The 17237-nt window shown below is 39.1% G+C and carries 19 protein-coding genes; 13 read left to right on the top strand and 6 right to left on the bottom strand.

All coding sequences use genetic code 11. The features are described from left to right. Nucleotides 1–159: 159 nt before the first annotated feature. Both CZ382_RS09710 and CZ382_RS09705 read right to left on the bottom strand, forming a co-directional pair. Nucleotides 160–840, bottom strand: a complete 681-nt coding sequence (locus CZ382_RS09710; protein ID WP_088051063.1) for a DUF1129 family protein — start codon at nt 838–840, stop codon at nt 160–162. Continuing rightward, the gene (locus CZ382_RS09705) at nt 837–1172 is read right to left on the bottom strand and encodes a PadR family transcriptional regulator (protein ID WP_088051062.1); all 336 of its coding nucleotides are present in this window, start codon (nt 1170–1172) and stop codon (nt 837–839) included. Before CZ382_RS09705 ends, CZ382_RS09710 begins: the two co-directional genes overlap by 4 nt. A 165-nt stretch (nt 1173–1337) precedes the next feature. Here CZ382_RS09705 and CZ382_RS09700 point away from each other — a divergent pair, with 165 nt between their 5' ends. The 5 genes from CZ382_RS09700 to CZ382_RS09680 all read left to right on the top strand — a co-directional run bounded on the left by CZ382_RS09700 (nt 1338) and on the right by CZ382_RS09680 (nt 5580). Further along, a complete protein-coding gene (locus CZ382_RS09700) occupies nt 1338–2153 on the top strand; it encodes a DUF368 domain-containing protein (RefSeq protein WP_088051061.1) in 816 nt (271 codons plus the stop codon). 71 nt (nt 2154–2224) lie between these two features. Further along, nucleotides 2225–2545, top strand: coding sequence for a thioredoxin family protein (locus tag CZ382_RS09695; protein WP_088051060.1), 321 nt, complete (start codon nt 2225–2227; stop codon nt 2543–2545). A gap of 356 nt (nt 2546–2901) precedes the next feature. Continuing rightward, nucleotides 2902–3393, top strand: a complete 492-nt coding sequence (locus CZ382_RS09690; RefSeq protein WP_088051059.1) for a PH domain-containing protein — start codon at nt 2902–2904, stop codon at nt 3391–3393. Between the two features lie 2 nt (nt 3394–3395). After that, the gene (locus tag CZ382_RS09685; RefSeq protein WP_088051058.1) at nt 3396–4913 is read left to right on the top strand and encodes a PH domain-containing protein; all 1518 of its coding nucleotides are present in this window, start codon (nt 3396–3398) and stop codon (nt 4911–4913) included. Between the two features lie 64 nt (nt 4914–4977). After that, nucleotides 4978–5580 carry a class I SAM-dependent methyltransferase gene (locus CZ382_RS09680; protein WP_088051057.1) on the top strand — a complete coding sequence of 201 codons (603 nt, stop codon included), beginning with the start codon at nt 4978–4980 and terminating at the stop codon, nt 5578–5580. Nucleotides 5581–5691: 111 nt separating this feature from the next. Here CZ382_RS09680 and CZ382_RS09675 read toward each other — a convergent pair whose 3' ends face one another. After that, nucleotides 5692–6339, bottom strand: coding sequence for a VOC family protein (locus CZ382_RS09675; protein WP_088051056.1), 648 nt, complete (start codon nt 6337–6339; stop codon nt 5692–5694). Nucleotides 6340–6489: 150 nt separating this feature from the next. After that, complete coding sequence (locus CZ382_RS09670) at nt 6490–7101, bottom strand: TetR/AcrR family transcriptional regulator (RefSeq protein ID WP_088051055.1); 612 nt, start codon at nt 7099–7101, stop codon at nt 6490–6492. A gap of 177 nt (nt 7102–7278) precedes the next feature. On the opposite strand from CZ382_RS09670, the gene CZ382_RS09665 reads away from it, so the two are divergent. From CZ382_RS09665 to CZ382_RS09635, 7 genes are all read left to right on the top strand, one after another. Then, a complete protein-coding gene (locus CZ382_RS09665; RefSeq protein ID WP_088051054.1) occupies nt 7279–7971 on the top strand; it encodes a response regulator transcription factor in 693 nt (230 codons plus the stop codon). Continuing rightward, complete coding sequence (locus CZ382_RS09660; protein WP_088051053.1) at nt 7968–9311, top strand: HAMP domain-containing sensor histidine kinase; 1344 nt, start codon at nt 7968–7970, stop codon at nt 9309–9311. Before CZ382_RS09665 ends, CZ382_RS09660 begins: the two co-directional genes overlap by 4 nt. A 96-nt stretch (nt 9312–9407) precedes the next feature. Beyond that, the gene (locus CZ382_RS09655; RefSeq protein WP_159457783.1) at nt 9408–10055 is read left to right on the top strand and encodes a PepSY domain-containing protein; all 648 of its coding nucleotides are present in this window, start codon (nt 9408–9410) and stop codon (nt 10053–10055) included. Between the two features lie 177 nt (nt 10056–10232). Continuing rightward, nucleotides 10233–11135, top strand: a complete 903-nt coding sequence (locus tag CZ382_RS09650; RefSeq protein WP_088051051.1) for a YegS/Rv2252/BmrU family lipid kinase — start codon at nt 10233–10235, stop codon at nt 11133–11135. A 371-nt stretch (nt 11136–11506) separates the two neighbouring features. Then, complete coding sequence (locus CZ382_RS09645; RefSeq protein WP_088051050.1) at nt 11507–11758, top strand: glutaredoxin family protein; 252 nt, start codon at nt 11507–11509, stop codon at nt 11756–11758. Between the two features lie 79 nt (nt 11759–11837). Next, complete coding sequence (locus CZ382_RS09640; RefSeq protein WP_088051049.1) at nt 11838–12212, top strand: YppG family protein; 375 nt, start codon at nt 11838–11840, stop codon at nt 12210–12212. Between the two features lie 318 nt (nt 12213–12530). After that, entirely contained in the window at nt 12531–13223 is a 693-nt protein-coding gene (locus CZ382_RS09635) for an alpha/beta hydrolase (protein WP_088051048.1), read from the top strand. An 18-nt stretch (nt 13224–13241) separates the two neighbouring features. Here the strand turns inward: CZ382_RS09635 and CZ382_RS09630 are convergent, their stop codons facing one another. Both CZ382_RS09630 and CZ382_RS09625 read right to left on the bottom strand, forming a co-directional pair. Continuing rightward, nucleotides 13242–14099 (bottom strand): DegV family protein, encoded by an 858-nt coding sequence (locus CZ382_RS09630; protein ID WP_088051047.1) that lies wholly within the window; start codon nt 14097–14099, stop codon nt 13242–13244. A gap of 100 nt (nt 14100–14199) precedes the next feature. Beyond that, nucleotides 14200–15105 carry a DMT family transporter gene (locus CZ382_RS09625; RefSeq protein ID WP_088051046.1) on the bottom strand — a complete coding sequence of 302 codons (906 nt, stop codon included), beginning with the start codon at nt 15103–15105 and terminating at the stop codon, nt 14200–14202. A gap of 616 nt (nt 15106–15721) precedes the next feature. Here CZ382_RS09625 and CZ382_RS09620 point away from each other — a divergent pair. Then, nucleotides 15722–17200 (top strand): DEAD/DEAH box helicase, encoded by a 1479-nt coding sequence (locus CZ382_RS09620; RefSeq protein ID WP_088051045.1) that lies wholly within the window; start codon nt 15722–15724, stop codon nt 17198–17200. The last annotated feature ends 37 nt before the right edge of the window (nt 17201–17237 follow it).

The raw sequence follows: 17237 nt of genomic DNA, 5'->3' as shown, positions 1-17237 counted from the left end.
CCTAATTAAAACCTAGTCGCCACACTCTGTGGTAACTGTCCAGAGTCGTAAGTTACAGCTTACGGCTCCTTTTTTATTATTATCTTCTACTTTAATTATATGCGAATAAATCAAAAAAATCAACTTTTTTATTGTCTTACCTTTTACTCCTGGTTTAAGCTACCAACTTCTCTTAACCAAATAAGATACAAGATAAAGTACGACACCTACTACTGCAAACCAAATAGCATGCAATGTTATGACGGGTCCGAAATCAGGAATCAACCTGGGGACGAAGGCTAATAGACCAATATGGATTGTGCAAATTAACCAAAGCTGGATGAATTCGACCCACTTTTTCAATTGCTTATTTTTAAAGGATGAGCGTTTAATCCATTTAAATATAATGAAAATAAAACTATAAAGCAACGCCAAAAAAATCAATATAGTTACCAGACCGGCTCCAAGTGAAATCGAAACTGTATTTAAACCTATACCAAAGAAATAAAACAGCCCCAGCTGTACGATCCCGGTTACAAGACTAATGAACGCTAAAAATTGCAAGACAACATGAGCTATAAAAGGAATTTGCTGCTTTGTCTGTTCTTTCGGTATCTCCCCAATTAATTCCTGACAATATGCTTTTGGGTCAGCACCAAATACCTCTTCAGCTGATCTCCCTTCCGCTTGTGCTTGCAATAAATGCTCCAATAACTCTAATAACAATTCTTCCGTCTGCTGCTCCGACTTGTTAAAGCTAAGCCTGATAAAAACAAGCATCTCCTCATAATAAGCAAGGTTTTCTTTATTTAATTGCTCTCGTTTCTCATTATTTAATGCAATAAGTTCCTTTGCATTCACGACATATCTCCCCCTTTTTCGATAATCCGGTCAACGGGTTGTTTAATCGTCTCCCAGTGATGGATAAATTCTGCTAAAGCTTGTTCCCCCTCGGGTGTTAAATGATAATATTTCCGCTTGGGTCCTGATTCCGATTTTTGCATAACCCCTTCGATTAGTTTTTCTTTTTGCAGCCGGAGTAGAATCGGATAGATTGAACCCTCACTGACATCGGCTAAACCGAACCCCTGCAGTCGAACGGATAGCTCATATCCGTAAGTTGGCTGCTGTCCGATAATGGAAAGAATGCAGCCTTCAAGAATACCTTTGAGTAACTGGCTTCGTAATGTCAAATTGATGCACCTACCTTGTCATACAAGATACTAAGGAATGAATTGGCTACCTTGCCTTACAAGATAGCCTAACTTAATTATACATTTTCATATATAAATTGCAAGTGATTTTTGATATGATAAATTTATGTGTGAGACGAATATTTGTGATGAGGAGTTTACTACATGGAATGGAAAAATATTTATCGCGGCATGCTGATGGGTGCAAGTGATGTCATCCCCGGGGTTAGTGGGGGAACGATCGCTGTTCTGCTCGGCATCTATGATCGATTAATAGCAGCTATAAATGGGATCTTCAGTAAAGATTGGAAAAAACAACTCGGTTTTTTAATCCCGCTTGCAATTGGAGTTGGAGCAGCAATTTTATTATTAAGCAGGCTAATTGAATGGTTGTTCGAGCATCATGCGATGCCGACACAATTTTTCTTTCTAGGTCTGATCATTGGGATATTGCCTTATCTATTTCATCAGGCTGATGCTAAAAATACGTTCCGGATGAATCACTTTCTGTTGCTGATCATTGGCGCCTTATTAGTAGGATCATTGGCATTCTTGCAAGCCGGTGAACCTTCCGTTATAAAAGATATAACAACGTCAACTTATGTTCTATTATTCTTTTCTGGAATCCTTGCCAGTAGTGCGATGATTTTGCCTGGGATTAGTGGATCATTCATGCTTCTCGTAGTTGGCGTATATCCGACCATTATTGGTGCTGTGAGTAATTTGCACTTTGATATTTTAGCAGTAACAGGGGTAGGTATCGTGTTGGGTATTGTTCTGATGAGTAAAATTATTAATTTCTTTTTACGGAATTATCGAATTGGCACGTTTGCATTGATCATCGGATTAGTCATCGGATCTATTGCTGTTGTATTTCCTGGGTGGCCAACAGCCAATTCAATCGTACTGTTAAGTGTTGCAGCGTTTGCGGCAGGACTACTTGTCGCCTATATTCTCGGTCGGGTGGAATATAAAGATTAGAGCAAACTGTAAGACAATCAGGCTGATAATCGATACAATAAAGGCAGATGTTGATAAGGAGTGTTAAGAAAATGAAACATATAAACACGGAAAAACAATTTAATGAGGTTATTGAAAGTGAAAAGCCTGTCATTGTAAAGTTCTTTGCTGATTGGTGTCCGGATTGCAAGCGAATGGATATGTTCATTGGCGATGTGATCGATGAATTTAGCAATTACGACTGGTATGAAATAAATAGTGATGAAGTAAAAGGTATCGCTGAAAAATTTGAAGTAATGGGCATACCAAGCATTTTGATTTTCCAAAACGGTGAAAAACTTGCGCATCAGCACAGTGCCTATACGAAGACACCTGAATCTGTAACGGAATTTTTACACGAACAGCTTGGATGATAGCTGGTTCTATTAAGCCAACTGGGTTCTATTAAGAATCTTGGTTGGCTTTTTTTATGGGTTGATGTTCTCGTCCATGTGTTGAAGCTTCTGCGCTCGGGTTGAAGCTCCAAGGGTTGAAGTTTCCGAGCTCGGTTTGATGCTCTCATCTATGTGTTGAAGTTTTGCGCGCACGGGTTGATGTTCTCCTCCAAGGGTTGAAATTTCCAAGGATCAATCCATAAAATAATCCGGCACCCCCATTTTTTACTAGAATACGAAACTTTTATCGTCAAAAATTCGTAATAGAAATAAAAACATACCATTAGACAACCACTTATTCATTGTAAGAATTGCAACTGAGGAGTGAGGCAGCGTTGAACATAATAAACGAACCGGATAATCATATTTCACAAGATGCCGTCACGGTCTGGCGGATAAGTAATAGTATTGGAGAAGGCATTGCCCTTATTGTTCTGGCCGGGCTTCTTTGGGCGGGGTATTACTTTGACTGGTATCACTGGATCATCATTGTATTATGGGTTCTTATTGTACTGACACCGATTTCAGCCATCTGGTCAGTCTTTATGGAACCATTACTTCTACAAAAATATTGGCGTTATGGAATCAATGAAGAATTTGTTCAATTGAAGCATGGAATTCTTAATGAGGAACATATTATCATTCCAATGACAAAGGTACAATATGTAGAGGCGAAACAGGGTCCACTGCTAAGAAAGTACAAGTTGTATACGTTATCCATTGGTACAATGCAGTCTTCACATTCGATCCCTGCGCTCCCTGAACACGAAGCCTTGATGCTGCGTGATGAAATCGCCCACAAAGCAAAGCTTAAGGAGGTGGATTGAATATGCAGCCAAAACGAATGCATCCGATGAAAATTATCTTTTCCTTTATCAACACGCTAAAGAACAGCTTTGTATTTATTATTTATTTATTCGTTATTCACTTTCGGGATGTATCAACCTTTATTAAACTAGGGCGAATTGTATTTTTGGCCTTCCTTGTATACAGGTTAGTTTCACTTATCATTGAATGGTGGAAAACAACGTATGAAATTAAAAATGGTTCTATTCACATTTATAGCGGATGGTTTACGAAAACTGACAATCGCGTGCCATTGGACCGGATACAAAATGTGCAATTGTCTACGCCATTCTACTACCGAATCTTTAACCTGACTGTTTTGTCTTTACAAACGAGTGCAACAGATAAAGAAGCTTCGGTAAAGTTTGAAGCGATTAAAAAGGAAGAAGCAAAAAGGATTGAACAGCAATTAGACAGTTATTGGGAAGGGAACTTTGAGCATGAACAAATAGTGGTGGAACATGAGGATGAAACTAAGGAACCTGAATTGTTGCAGTCCTCTGAGGTTATGGAGCGTATGGAGAATACAGGTGATAGGAGGACGGTGCATTTTAATCCAACCCGAAGTGATTTAATAAGAGCATCTTTTCTCTCATTAAGCTTCCTGGGACTTATTCCTATACTTGCCACCATTTATCATGAAATTGATGATGTTATAAATCTGGATGAGCAAGCAAAGGGGTTTTTGGCATTATTGATGAACTCATGGCTTGTCATGGGGGTGGCTATCGTCTTGTTTGTCATTATTGCGATTGCCTTTGGTATGATCCGGACATTTTTGAAATACGGGAAATATGAAATAGCATCCGATGAGGAACGGATTTATATTAGCAGTGGCATATTAAGTGAAAAGGCATTTTCCATACGTAAGGAAAACGTTCAAGCGATTCAGATGACCCAGACGCCATTAAAAAAGGTAGTCGGGTTAATGGAGATAAGGCTTGTTAGTGCTGGAAGTGATGATGAGGACTCAGAGGAGATCAATTCACTTTATCCGTTTCTGCCGACAGATAAGGCAAATCGGCTTATTGCGGAATTATTGCCGACATTTAAGATTCAGGAGAATATGAACAAGCTGCCACAAACAGCACTTTTGATGCGAATGTTACGAATGCCGTGGGTTTGTATCACCGTCACTGTTTTAATCTTCTGGCTGAAACCCAATTTGTGGTATGTATCGCCAATTTTATTTGTGCTTACGTACATGGGTCGTATTTTCGATTATCGAAATACACGTTATGTCATAAACGGTGAATTCATTCAATTTAAAACAGGTGGTTTGTGGTCTGCATTATTCCTGACAAACCGGAGAAAGGTGATCGAGGTAGAGGTAGAACGATCCATCCTCCAAAAACGATTTGGTCTAGCCAGTATCAGTACAATCAACCGGACAAAGCCCGTTCATCTTGAGCAACTGAAAGATATTCCCGTTGATGCGTCACGTCAATTTATTTCCTGGTATCGCGACAGGCGCAATGAAATCAAAGTAGAGTGTGAATGAGCAGAAAAAGGCTGATTCAACACCAGGCTCCAAAGGGAACTGCTTAGGGAAAGGGGTGACGGAGATGAAGAAACTATTCTCGCAATTTGCCAAGCCAACCGGGGCGACAGGAAAAATCTTTGGCTTGCTAATGGCAAAAGAAAATAAACAAATTAACCGCTGGACAATCGACTTTTTGGATATAAAAGATCACGATCATATTGTGGAAATTGGATTCGGATCTGGACAGGCGATGGAGGAAATCCTGGGGTCAGGAAAACATTTGTACATTACAGGTATCGATCCGTCGGAGGTCATGGTATATCAAGCGTTAAGGAGGTTAAACAAACATTTGATCAACGGACAGATCCAGTTTTTTGAACGGTATGCTGATGATTTTCCAAAGCTGTCACGAAAAATTGACAACGTACTGGCTATTAATAATGTTTCATTCTGGCACAAGCCAGTTGTAACGTTGACAAAAATCTATAAGCAAATGAACCATGGCGGGAGAATCGCCTTAACGTTAAGACCGCATGAAAAGGGTGCTACAGATGAAACGACCAATCTGATCGGCGGTCAGCTAAAAAGTATGCTTGTTAAAGCCGGATTTAGCGAAATTGCCATTTTTATCAAACCAACAAAACCAAATGATACAGTTTGTGCAGTAGGGAGGAAAGCGCACTAGCCGCTGGGCGCTGGAGCCGGACGTGGCTTATCCGGTTATTAAGTTATCCACAGCCGCAAAATTTTATAATTTCCTAGACGACAAGAAAAGGATGTTCCCCATCCCTTTCCATCACACTAAATCAAAATGTAATTTTTTATGATCCGTAAACTGTATCCTGCAATTTTGCAATGTCAACAGATTTTTGTTTAGCTTTTTTGGTTTCAACTGATAAATGTGTGCGAATTTGTCCCGATCCATTCCGCTGTAATTGATTTTGGTAATGGTTTGAATGTTAAGCAGGCTTGTATCCGGATAGGCATCCCGCGGGTTTTCCCACTCAATTAAAAATGGGAGCAATTCTTTGGTATGATCATATTCCGGGAAGAGCATCCGCCATTTCAAAACCGTTCCATCCGGTTTTGCTCGTTCACCGGAAAATGGCCCTTTATAAGGGATACCTTCCGCCTTGAAATGGGCAATATAATCATCCATCTGGTTTGTTCGGAGTGCAAATTGGAATGGACCTAGCAAGTCATTTTCCATTGTATATACCAAATGCTGGATCAGAGGGTTCTCGGCATTTTTTGCTTTTGTGAGATCTGTGATACCAAGCCATTCTAAATAGCTGTCATTTGAAAAGTAGGACAAGTAGTTGTACGTGCCCCAATCTATATGCTCGCCGCCTTTTATCGCTTTTATTGTAAATTTATTTCCATATTGTGCGCTTGCCTTTTCTGCATTATTTCCTGCGATAACGATATGATCCAGTGCTAACATGACATATCACTCCCCATTTTTAATTGTTTCTATCTGTCATGGATTGTTAAACATTATTGTGACGAAATCATTTTCCATATTATCCGGTTCCTTTTGCTGCTTTGCAATATATATGTTTACAAATAGTGTCCTAGTCATCTTAGGTAGGTGTCATTCCTTATAAAGCCCTTGTTTAAGCAAGTTTATTTCCTTCAAAAAGCATTTTTTTGCATCATCATACGATAACTCTCTGGCAAAGCTAATGACAAGATTGTGAAATGCAACGGCGATAATAATTTGCACGATATGAAGCAAGTCACTTTCATCGGCAATATTTAATCTTTTAGTATTAATCAAATGTCTGATTTCCGCCAACTGTGTTAATTTATCTTGACTGAAATTATCCGTAAACGTTCGCTCGATTTTATAATTCATATTTAAAAATGCATTTTTAAAGAAGTCCCGATTTTCCTTGCTTTGACAATTTCTTAGTGTAGATTGGTACATGGTAACAGCAGTAGTGAAAATGTCACCGTTGGATTCTTTAAGGGAAGAAACGAACTCCCTTATTCCTAGCTTCCCGTATAAATCCAAAATATAGAAAAACGCATCATCCTTGTCGCTAAAATATTGATAAAAACTTCCTCTTGGGATTTCTGCGGTTTTGACGATATTAGAAATGGATGCTTCGTGCAAAGAAACTCGTGAAAATTCTTTCTTCGCTGCTTGAATAAGAATCTGCTTTTTTTCTTCCGGCAAATTATAAAAGGTCATTTTTGGCATTTTCATTACTCCAATTTATAATATATGACACGGCGTCATTTATTTTGAGAATGTCATCATTATAAATGACGCTGTGTCACAATGTCAATTCCGACCATTCCAAATTTCAGTTTGTCACTTTCCTAACGTCATTTAGTGTAGTACATTAAAAGAAAACGGATAAAGTGAGTGGAAAAAATGAATCAACCAGCTATTTTGATCGTTGAAGATGAAAAAAAGCTAAGCCGCGTATTAGAATTAGAACTAACGTATGAAAATTACGAAACGAAAATTGCTGCTAACGGAAAAGATGCCCTTCAGTTATTGGAAGAAAAAGAATGGGATTTAGTTTTACTGGATATTATGCTTCCGGAGCTTAGCGGGTTGGAAATACTGCGCCGGGTGCGCCGGAAAGATCAGCATACACCAATCATATTATTAACCGCAAGAGATCAGGTTCATGATAAGGTGAGCGGATTGGATTTGGGTGCGAATGATTACGTCACCAAGCCATTCCAAATTGAAGAGCTGCTCGCACGTATTCGCGTCCACCTGCGCAGTCAGCGGAAGACAAACCAGGAAACAGAATCCTTGGAGACAGGTGAGCTGCATGTTGATTTAAATACGAGGATGGTTAAACGAAAATCAGTAGAAATTGACCTGACACCACGAGAATATGATTTACTTGTTTATTTACTAAAAAATAAAAACATCGTATTAACGCGTGATCAATTAATTGAAAATGTGTGGGGATACGATTATGTGGGGGATACGAATGTCGTAGATGTCTATATTCGCTATCTCAGGCAGAAAGTCGATAAAGGCTTTACAGAAAACTATATCCAAACCGTTCGTGGTGTTGGATATGTGATCAAGGATAGACGCCAATGAAATTACGGACAAAAATTCAATTGTTTTCCAGTATCTTTATACTGATTCTGATAATCCTGGTTAATACATCGATTTATCTTTTATTTTATAAAGTATCCGTTAATGGTGAAGTGGAGCAGTTGCAGGAGAGAACGGCTACAATTGTCAGTACGTTAAATGAACACCCGGAAATTCCCGTAAAGGATCTGCTTGATGCCTATGTACCTGCTGAAGGAATGATTCGGTTTATTGATAAGGATGGTGAGCCACTCAATGAATTAACGAGACGTAATAAGTATCGAAGTCTCCCGGGTGAATTTTCCGCAAAAGGGAAGCAGGAAGTAATCAAATCGGAAACAGGAGAGGACATTGCTGTTATCACACAACCAATTATTTGGCAGGACGGTAATATTGTAACGATTCAAGTATCAAACCATTTGTTAGAATTACAAAAAACGATGCGGGTACTGCTTTACGCCGTTATTATTGCTTCGATAATTATACTTATTCCAACCGTTATAGCTGGCAGTGTTTTAAGTGTATTTCTATTGAAGCCAATTAATAAGCTGATTCAGACAATGAAGGAAAACAAGACGCTAGGCAATTGGAAAAAGACAGAATTAGATGGACGTTCTAAAGATGAATTATATCAAATGGAAGCTACGTTTAATGAAATGATTGATCATCTAAAAGATAACTTCCAAAAACAGGAGCAGTTCGTTTCTAATGCCTCACATGAATTAAAAACGCCAATTGCAATTGTCAAAAGCTATGCCCAGCTATTGGAAAGAAGAGGTCTGGAACGCCCGGAGGTTTTCCATGAAGCCGTAGGGGCAATTGACTCGGAAGCAGACCGGATGCAAAAATTAGTAGAGCAAATGCTTTTGCTGGCAAAAAATCAAAGTGAAGAGGATCATACGACAATCAACCTGGTAAATTTATGCAGAAAAAGTATCAGTACTTTTACAGGTGCCTATGATAGAGCAATTACATTGATTAACGAGCAGGAAAATGTCATGATTTATGCAAATGAGGAGCAAATCAGACAAGTTGTTTATATATTGATCAGCAATGCTTTGAAATACAGTGATGATGAGATTAGGGTAAGTGTTGGCCAAGATGGCCATCAGGCAATTTTAGAAATTGAAGACTTTGGCCAAGGAATTCGGCCGGATGACCAGGCGAAGGTTTTTGAACGTTTTTATCGTGTCGACAAAGCAAGGAGCAGGGAAACGGGTGGAACCGGTTTAGGCCTGTCGATTGCCAAGACGATTGTTGAGGCGCACGAAGGGACGATTTCAGTTTCGAGTGCATACGGTGAAGGGTCGATATTTACCGTGAAATTGCCAATTGAAGAATAGTTATTTTTCTCATCAATTTCTAATTTTTATCACAGGGTATCTTCATTCTTGCCCGATATACTGTAGTAAGAAACGAATAAAAGGGAGGAAATGCTGTTGTTAAATAAAATAGGTATTATGATTGGGGCTGTTACGGGTGCTGCGGCATTGGGACTTGGGATATATCATTCAAGTGCTTCTGAATTGGCACCGGAATTATCAATAGCTCAAATAAAAGAAATTGTATCGGGGCAATATCCGGGAACAATCACTGATATTGAATTGGAAGAGCACGCCAGCAAAGCGATATACGAAGTCGAAATTAATGGAGACAGTAAAGAATATGAACTGCACCTCGATGGCAAAACGGGTGAAATTCTTGACTTAAAGGAAAAAATGAAATTAAATGCAAGTGATCCAGGAGATACGGAAAAGGCTAAAGATAAAGCCAATGAAAATAAAAAAACAGAAACGAACCATCAGAAGCAAAATATTGCCGTAAACGAAGATAAAGATCAGGAAACAGATCAACATAAAGAAATCAGGAAGCAAAATACGAAACAGACCCCAGCAATCAGTTCGAAAAAAGCAAGAGAGATTGCAAAGAATGAATTTAACGGCACGATAACGGATTTTGAATTAGATGAAGACGATGGTCGGCTTATTTATGAAATTGAAATGGAAGCAGGGGAGAGTGAAGCAGAAATCGAAATAGATGCCTATACCGGTGAAATTATCGTGTTGTCGATTGATAATGATGATTGATAGTAACAATTTCGATGTTGTTTTTGACTATGCTGAAAAAGGTAAAAGAAATCGGTATATAGCTTTCTTTTCCGGAGACTGTTGGCACTTATGCTGACAGTTTTTTGTTTTTAACGATTCAATAAAACCAGAGACGGTTATAGTTAAAAGGAGAATATCGAAATGAGGTGAAAACATATGAATGTCTTTAAAAAAGCACTATTTCTATACAACGGGAATGCCGGGAGCGATGATATTGAACAAAAGCTTTCGGCAACCCTGCCCATTTTGACACAGAGCGTTAAAGAATTAACCGTTGTCCAAACGAAGACAATCGAAGAAGCAAAATCCTGCTGTACGAATGTTGCTGATAAAGTTGATTTAATCATTATCCTTGGCGGCGATGGAACGGTTCATGAATGTATGAATCGTATTGCTGTTAAAGAGCACCGGCCGGCGATTGCCATTTTGCCAGGTGGAACGTGTAATGATTTCAGCCGCATGCTAAACATTCCGCAAAATTTGCGGCAGGCGGCAGAAGCAATTGTGAATGGTGAGATGGTTGAAATCGATGTTGGCGAATCAATGGGCAGATATTTTTTGAATTTCTGGGGGATTGGGCTTGTTTCTGAGACATCGCAAAACATTGATGAAAATCAGAAGAAAAGCTTTGGTGTCCTCAGTTATTTTATAAGTACGCTAAAAACGGTTAATCAAGCTGAAACTTTTTCCTATCAAATTAAAACGGGTGATGAACAATATACTGGTGATGCTGTTATGCTTCTAGTGCTAAATGGTAAATTTATTGGCACTAGACAGCTGCCGGTTTCCACAATTGATCCTGCCGATGGAAAGCTTGATGTATTGATTGTAAAAAAGTCGGCAATAGCAGCCTTTCGGGAATTATTAATGATGAATAATTCAAATTATGATAATGAGCAATTAACCGCTTTTACCCATTTCCAAACGAATGAGCTTACGATTAACACTGACACTGGTAAGGAAATTGATATGGACGGAGAAATAAACGGTACTACCCCAGCAGAAATAAGGCTTTTGCCGCGTCATATAAAAATGGTAGGCGGAAGAGGAACATATTAAAGGGTTGGGTACTAGACTCATCTTAAAAAAATTACTCCGGATGTGATCTATGTCATAGCAGACGTATGAAAAAAGCGATATCATAATAATGAGGCGTGGGATGTCTCTGCTCTATTATCATAATTAGTGCAAGCTAGGACGTATGCTTGTACTCCACTTTTCGAAAGCAAGACCACTTCCGGACAGGATGATGGTTTTGCTTTTTTCTTTTACGGATAACTCTAAAAAAGAAAGGGGGTATTGACGCTGTAACAGGTTCAGCATTTTTGTGTCTTAAGTACTAATTATTGAAACATAAATGTAATAGTTATGTTTTATTTCCTGTATGTTGGGTATTAAGAAAATAAGAAACTTCCGGGAGGAACGCTGTCATGAACAAGAAACAGGTTTTGGTATATATTAATAATAATTACAAACACCGGTCAAATCTGTTGGACCAGTTGGACAAATGGAATATAAATTACGAAACGAGAAATGTTGCAGAAAATCAACAGTATTTAAGGGAATTGCAAGACAAAGGGATATATGGAACCCCTGTAACGTTTATTGACGGAAATCCGATATTGGGTTTTCAAAAAGACAAAATGAAACATGCGCTTGGACTGGAAAATCGCTTTAACTGAAGAAAATACGCTTGATCTCACACTTGGTAAGAAACCGCATAAATTAGTAACATGATAAACTAAAGAAGAGGTGTATGGAATGGTTGAAAGGCCTTACTATTATAATCAGCCATATCAGGCATATGACGATTACGCAAAGTTTTATCATGTTAATCCTTATAACAACAAGGAATGGCAGCAACAGCAATTTCCACAACCGAATCCAGCATATTTTCAGACACCATTTCACTATTTTTCAAAACCGAAGCAACCGGATAATTGGTTTGATTTAATGCATACGAATGCTCCATCTCCACAACATAAACCGAATGGACTTTTCGCTTATTTTCAGGATAAAGATGGGCAAGTAGATCTCGATAAAATGTTTTCGACAGTTGGTCAATTTGCAAATACTATCCAGCAAATTTCCCCAGTCGTAAAACAATTTGGATCGATGATAAAGAACTTTAAATAATGAAACTGAACGTGGTTCGTTTTCACTTATCTGTTACATTATTACTAAATTTGTAATTAGCCGGACATGGCCTACGCTGGCATGAGCAGAATTGAGCCTAAATTTTTATACTTTATTATCTGTGAACAAAATAAGCTGATCATTTTATCAGCTTATTTACATATACACTTACGGTCAACCTCGGTGGCGTTAGAAATTGAGTGACGGGATATAATAGTTAGGGTAATAAAACAGAACATCCTTTATTTGTGGCGGAGCAGACCCTTATGAATGAAGGGTTATGTATGATAACGAAAGAATGATTAAAGGAGAATTTTTATGATTGGTTGTTTAATTATTCATGGCTATACGGGTGGCCCTTATGAAGTTGATCCGTTAGCTTCCTTTTTGACGGAAAACACAAATTGGCATATTACAGTTCCGACCCTGCCAGGGCATGGGAAGAAATTGACACTCAAGGATATTTCCCACAAACGCTGGATCCAGGCTGCTGAAAATACCCTCGAACAAATGCTTGAGAAATATGATGAAATTTACTTGATTGGATTTTCCATGGGAGGAATGATTGCTTCTTACTTGGCAGCAAAATATAATGTGACGAAACTCGTGTTACTTGCCCCTGCTGGTAAATATTTGTCATTCACACAAATATGTCGTGACATTGGAGGAGTTGTTGCGGACGGTTTGCGAGGAACCTTGAACAAGAACAAATTGTATCTGCATTATAAACGAAAACTTGGTGCGGTTCCTTTTAAGGCTAATTTAGAGTTTTTAAAACTGGTCAAGTACACAAAACCATATTTAAAAAAAGTCGACACTCCTGTACTGATTGCACAGGGTCAGCAGGATGGGATGGTTCCATATAAGACAGCGTATTATTTAGAAAAAGAAATCACGTCCAAGCAAAAAGAAATTGTATTTTTTGAACGGTCAAGGCATTTGATTTGTTTGGGAAATGATAAAGATACATTGAATTCCATGGTGTATTCCTTTCTGATAAAAGATAAATAAACGGCGGGTATGTGCCGTTTATTTGTCCTTGAAAAATGATATGACCAACCCGCCTTCTCCCGCATAGGTGGAAATCAGCGGCCCCATTTCAGATAAAAAAGCATCTTTAAATGGGTATTTATTGCGGATTTCCGCAAGTACTGTTTTGGCACGTTCTTCCGCATTGCAATGCGTCATTGCAATTACTTTGTCTTCTGCGTTTTTCGTATATTCTCCAATTTGCTCGATGAATCGTCTGATTGATTTTTTATCTCCCCGAACTTTTTCGGTTACTTCGATCGTACCATTTTCATTTCCGCGCATTAATAATTTGATATTAAGGGTTTTGGCAATGGTGCCTTTCACTCTGTCCAAACGGCCGCCAAGAATTAAATTTTCGAGCGTTTTTAACACAAATAATGTTGTCGTTTGTTCCACACGTTCATGAAGATGGTCAACCAATTTTTCAAACGAATAGTTTTCTTTCACTTTGATACTTGCTTCATGGAGTAACAATGCCAACCCGCAGGAGGCTGTTTTCGTATTGATTACTTCAATTTTGCGATCGGGCTGTTCGTCAAGCAGCATGTTTTTCCCCGTTACCGCATTTTCAAATGTGCTGCTCAGTCCTTTTGATAAACTGAACATGATAATCGGCTTTGCCGGATCAACCTGTTTATATGCTTCGTAAAAATCATTCGGGCTCGGTGCAGATGAACGAGGAAGCGCATTTGCTTCTTTTATTTTTTTATAAAAACGGTGTAAATCTATATTAACCCCACTTTTGTATTGTTCATCCTGAAAGTGTAAATAAAGTGGTACAGAAATTAAATGCAAGCTTTTGGACAATTTTTTTGGAACATCTGCACCACCGTCAGTCATTAGTTGGATGTGCATAGCATCACCTGCTTTATCAAGGATGGTTCTATTATAACAGGTTTGTCTAAACATTTATATGACAATTTTTTAAAAATTTTATAAATACCCCGACCAGTTTTTACTTTTTCTGAGAAATCGTTACGTTTCGCTTTCGGGAGGTACTCATGATGAACAAAAACAGCCCGAATATTACAATGGTTCCTCCCAGCCATTGGGATGGCGTCACTTTTTCATCCAGAATCAGATATGCAAGCAGGGAAGCTCCGATCGGTTCAAAGACAATTCCCATCGAAATGGTTGCGGTACTAAGCCATCGTAATGCCCAATTAAACAACGTATGACCAAAAAATGTCGGAATAATCGCTAAGGCAAAGAAAATCCACCAATTTTCTAACGGGTATCCAAAGAACGGATTAGCCAACAGTAAATTATAAATAATTAAGGTAAGGGAACTGATGCCATATACGACAAATGTGTATGGCATCAGCGATAACCGTCTTCTAGCATTTTGCCCAAGCAAGAAGTAGACGGTAACAGCAATTGCGCCAAGAAGGGCAAGCATATCCCCAAACAAGGCTATTCCACTTATGCGAAAGTCGCCCCAGCTGATAATAATACTGCCTAACAAAGCAATGATCATGCTTATGACAGCACCTTGTGAAAATCGTTCATTAAAAAAGAAATAGGTACCAATAAAGGCGAATATCGGCTGAAGCGTTACTAGGACAACAGAGCTTGCAACGGATGTATAATTCAGGGATTCAAACCAAAGAATAAAATGAAATGCAAGAAATATTCCTGCGACGATGGAAAGAATCCAGTCTTTCTTTTCAATCAGCCGAAATTCATGACGGTGTTTAAGAAAAACATATGGTGCCATAAGAATAACGGCAAATAGCAAACGATAATTTGCAATAATAGCAGCTGGTGTACCATCTGCTAATTTAACTAGAACTGCGGAGGTTGATACGGCTATTACACCAATTACAACCGCAATATATGGGTTAAATGGCGGTATACGCATGTGGATAAGTCTCCTTGTTAATCATGTTGAAACGTAATCTAATATATTTTATCATGCTAAAGATAAAAAATCACGAAGTAGTAGATATCATTATGGTAAATATGTTATGATTAAATGACTGTTATTTTAAGCATGAATTTTCAAGTGAGGCCCCTTTCCAATCTGGAGGATGCCTTTTTTTATGATAAAGATAAAGAAAGTGAAAGAGCTTAGTCGACTTCCTTAATTGTGTTCCTTGTAGTGCGTGTTCGAAGCGACATCCAATGAATAAGCAGCAAACTCCAAGGTTGGCGATAAAGTTCTTCAGCTCAAACCGCTCATAAAAATCGCTAGCACAGTCAGGTTCTTGAGCAATCCTGCAGTGGCGGATATTACGGCTGTTCCGTTGTGCGATGCATGGAGAAGAGAAGCTTTCCGCTTTCTTTGATGACTCCCTGCGCTGCCCAGTCCTTGTTGCGCTGCATAGGACATGGCGTTCTAAGTCAATCTTCGCATTCGGCAACTCTTTGAACACGCTCGTATCTTACTATCAATATGGAGCTTTTTAGGGACAGCAGTACAGCACTTACGCTTTTGTTCATGCAAATTTCAAGGAAAAAAGGAGTAGACTATTAAGGTGACAACATTTAATGATTTAGAAGTGTCGCAGCCTATTATCAAAGCATTGGAGAAAATGGGTTTCGAGGAAGCGACACCAATTCAGGCAGAGACAATCCCGCTTGCAATGCAAGGAAAAGATGTTATTGGACAAGCACAAACAGGTACAGGGAAAACCGCCGCGTTTGGCATTCCGATGATCGAAAAAATCAATAAATCCATCCACAAAATTCAAGGACTTGTGGTAGCCCCAACAAGAGAGCTGGCCATTCAGGTTGCCGAGGAAATAAACCGACTGGGCAAGTTTAAAGGAATCCGGACATTGCCTGTCTACGGCGGACAGCATATGGAGCGGCAAATCCGGGCATTAAAGGATGGTCCGCATATTGTGGTGGCAACTCCTGGACGGCTGCTGGATCACATGCGCAGGAAAACCATTCGGATCGACCAAGTGCAAACTGCTGTATTGGATGAAGCAGATGAAATGCTCAATATGGGTTTCATTGATGATATTCGCGATATTTTAAAGGGAATTCCAGAAGATCGGCAAACATTGCTATTTTCCGCAACGATGCCAAAGGAAATTCGTGATATTGCAACACATCTCATGAAGAACCCAGAAGAAATTAAAGTCAAGGCAAAAGAAATGACGGTTGAAAATATTGACCAGTATTTTGTTGAGGTTCCAGAAAAATATAAATTCGATACGCTAACTAACCATCTTGACATAAATGGCCCCGATTTAGCGATTGTCTTTAGCCGGACAAAAAAGCGTGTTGACGAGATTACAGAAGGGTTGCAGGCTCGGGGATTCCGTGCTGAAGGGATTCATGGAGATTTAACACAAGGCAAACGGATGTCGGTATTGAATAAGTTTAAAAACGGCCGTGTTGAAGTATTAGTTGCAACTGATGTAGCAGCACGAGGACTCGATATTTCCGGTGTTACGCACGTCTATAACTTTGATATTCCGCAGGATCCGGAAAGCTATGTACACCGGATTGGCCGTACTGGCCGTGCAGGACGCACTGGTGAAGCCATCTCGTTTATTACACCACGAGAAATGGCACATTTGCATTTAATTGAAAAGACGACGAAAAGTAAAATGAAACGGATCATGCCGCCATCAAGTCAAGATGCCTTGCGAGGCCAGCAGCAAGTCGCTGTGGAAAAGCTGCTGAAAACAATTGAACAAAAAGATCTAAAAGCGTATCATGAGACAGCTAATGAATTACTGCAGGATCATGATTCCATAACGGTAATTGCAGCTGCATTAAAAATGCTGACAAAAGAACGGAGAAACACACCGGTACGAATTTCTTCCATCCAACCGATCAGTGTTAAAAAAGCACAAAGAGGTAAAGACAATAATAAACGTGGAAATAAACGCAATTATTATGGAAAACGAAACCAGGGCGGACGAGGCCAAGGTGGGCGTAATCAATATAGCGGACGTAATCGCAAAGGAAATTACCAAAAGCAAAAAAATCGTGGTTAATAGCATCAAGACAAAAGCTCTCGTAAAACGGGAGCTT

The organism is Virgibacillus dakarensis, assembly GCF_900155625.1.
Taxonomy (GTDB): Bacteria; Bacillota; Bacilli; order Bacillales; family Amphibacillaceae; genus Lentibacillus_C; species Lentibacillus_C populi.
The sequence above is the reverse complement of the archived record's forward strand: the minus strand, read 5'-3'. Positions and strand labels throughout refer to the sequence as shown.